This is a genomic window from Cerasibacillus sp., from assembly GCF_036516575.1.
Lineage (GTDB): Bacteria > Bacillota > Bacilli > Bacillales > Amphibacillaceae > Cerasibacillus.
Genome location: NZ_DATBTY010000013.1, coordinates 1 through 2,226 on the forward strand (window position 1 = coordinate 1; position 2,226 = coordinate 2,226).

Here is a 2,226-nt window from a genome sequence, read left to right on the forward strand (position 1 = left end):
GTACTTCCTGTATCCAGCGAAAGCTGTCAAGTGCGAGCTTCCACTTGAATGGTTTCGCTGGATACAGGACCATCCATGAATGGATGCCGTTTCTGACAACGACTTAACATTTTTGTGTCCAGGATATTGACATAGATCCAAATATTTACATTAAATTAACACACTTGATGTTAGTCTAAATAATGGACACAGTAAATTGGGAGTTTATGAAGTATAATAATCTCAATAATTTACTAGGAGTGTCTACAATGACAAAGCGAAAAAGTTACGATAAAGAATTTAAATTAGAGGCTGTACAGTTAGTTCAAAGTGGGAAAAGAGTTGCGGAGGTTGCACGTGAGTTAGATCTTGCCGAACAAACATTACACAATTGGAAGCTTCTAAAGATAAAGAGAGAAAATATTGTAAGGGAGATACACCTCATGGCTAATTTTAGAAAACTACCTAGTGGTAAGTGGCAAGCACGAATTTTTGTAGATGGTAAATTAAAAAGTATCGGTACATTTAAAACAAAAAAAGAAGCTCAATTAAAAGCCTCTGAAGCAGAACGAAAAGCATATTATAATCGTACGCTCACTGATCGTAATATGAGGTTTCAAGAAGTAATCGATAATTGGTTCGATCATAAAAGGAGAACAGTTAAAGATTCCACGTTAGAACAATTAGAAGTTGTAAAAAGGTTACATATCGAACCACATTTCGCACATCGGAAAATTTTTAATATCAATCGAAATGATGTCATTGAATGGATTAACACATACGAAGGAAATGAGGATTATAGCTATGGTACACGATTAAAACACATGGCAGTATTGAGAGACATATTTTATCATGCAATTCATTATATGGACGTACTCGACAAAAATCCTGCTGCTCGTGTTAACTTTTCTAGACCAGATGAATACCGAAACATTAAGAGAGATGTAAAATACTACAACTTAGAAGAATTAAATACTTTATTAGATTTTTTACGAGAGCATCGTCCACAAAGGTTTAGTGAATATAAACCATACTATGCCCTCGTTTTCTTTTTGTCTCGTACAGGTTTGAGAATCAGTGAAGCACTTGCTTTACGTTGGAGTGATATTCAAGGAAATCGAGTCAACATAAACAAACAAACCAGTAGAGATAACAATAATAATGCAAATTTAACGTCTCTAAAGACACCTGCAAGTTATCGAAATATCGAAATTGATGAAGTTACAGTAGAAATGCTTCATTGGTTCAAAAAGGTCCAAAATCGTTGTATTCAGAAGCACGATAAATTCGTTCGGCACCCCGATGTAATTATTTTTCAAACATACAATGGGAATTATATGACACCTTCTACTGTTCGAGAGATGCTACAAAAATATTGCCTACAAGCAGGTGTTGAGTATAAAGGCACTCATGCATTTCGACATACACATGCTGTTTTATCACTTGAAGCAGGAGCTGATTTATTATTTGTTAGCAAAAGGCTCGGTCATGGAACGATTCAAACTACTGCAGACACATACTTAGATATTACTCCTATTTACGAATCCCATGAACTCGAAAAAATCACAAAATATTTAAATTCCGAGGAAGAAAATGAAGATGATACTAGCAGGTTTTAGTGCGGTTTATTTGGCACAAGTCTGTCCAGACTTGGCACAAAGTTGGCACGGAAGACTTTTACATAAAAATACCCTTGTCACAAACGTTGTTGTGACAAGGGTATTAAGTGATTAACCGATTGAACCTTCCATCTCGTAGTTGATGAGGCGGTTCATTTCGACTGCGTATTCCATTGGAAGTTCTTTTGTGAATGGCTCGATGAAGCCCATGACGATCATTTCTGTCGCTTCAAGTTCTGAAATTCCACGGCTCATTAAGTAGAAGAGCTGCTCTTCCGAAACTTTTGAAACTTTCGCTTCGTGTTCGAGTGAAATGTTATCGTTTTTAATTTCGTTATACGGAATCGTATCTGATGTCGATTTGTCGTCCATAATTAACGTATCACATTCAATGTTCGCACGAGCGCCGTCTGCACGACGTCCGAATTCAACAATTCCGCGGTATGTTACTTTACCACCGTGGTGAGAGATTGATTTCGATACGATCGTTGATGACGTATTCGGTGCGAGGTGAATCATTTTCGCTCCAGCGTCTTGGTGCTGTCCTTCTCCCGCTAATGCGATAGAAAGTGTCATACCTCGTGCGCCTTCGCCTTTTAAAATACATGCTGGGTATTTCATCGTTAAT

The 2,226-nt window shown here is 37.2% G+C and carries 3 protein-coding genes; 2 read left to right on the top strand and 1 reads right to left on the bottom strand.

What is annotated here, in order from left to right:
• The first annotated feature begins 248 nt into the window (after positions 1–248).
• Positions 249–1,598 carry a tyrosine-type recombinase/integrase gene (locus VIG73_RS02555; RefSeq protein WP_331638994.1) on the top strand — a complete coding sequence of 450 codons (1,350 nt, stop codon included), beginning with the start codon at positions 249–251 and terminating at the stop codon, positions 1,596–1,598.
• A complete protein-coding gene (locus VIG73_RS02560) occupies positions 1,579–1,713 on the top strand; it encodes a hypothetical protein (RefSeq protein WP_331638995.1) in 135 nt (44 codons plus the stop codon). Before VIG73_RS02555 ends, VIG73_RS02560 begins: the two co-directional genes overlap by 20 nt.
• On the opposite strand, the gene VIG73_RS02565 is transcribed toward VIG73_RS02560, so the two are convergent.
• On the bottom strand, positions 1,710–2,226 hold a 517-nt coding region (locus VIG73_RS02565), incomplete at its 5' end, for a SufD family Fe-S cluster assembly protein (protein ID WP_331638996.1). The two genes, VIG73_RS02560 and VIG73_RS02565, sit on opposite strands and share 4 nt — an antisense overlap.

Coding starts and splice junctions, on each gene's coding strand:
- VIG73_RS02560 (WP_331638995.1), top strand. CDS start 1,579: ATGATACTAGCAGGTTTTAGTGCGGTTTATTTGGCACAAGTCTGTCCA.
- VIG73_RS02555 (WP_331638994.1), top strand. CDS start 249: ATGACAAAGCGAAAAAGTTACGATAAAGAATTTAAATTAGAGGCTGTA.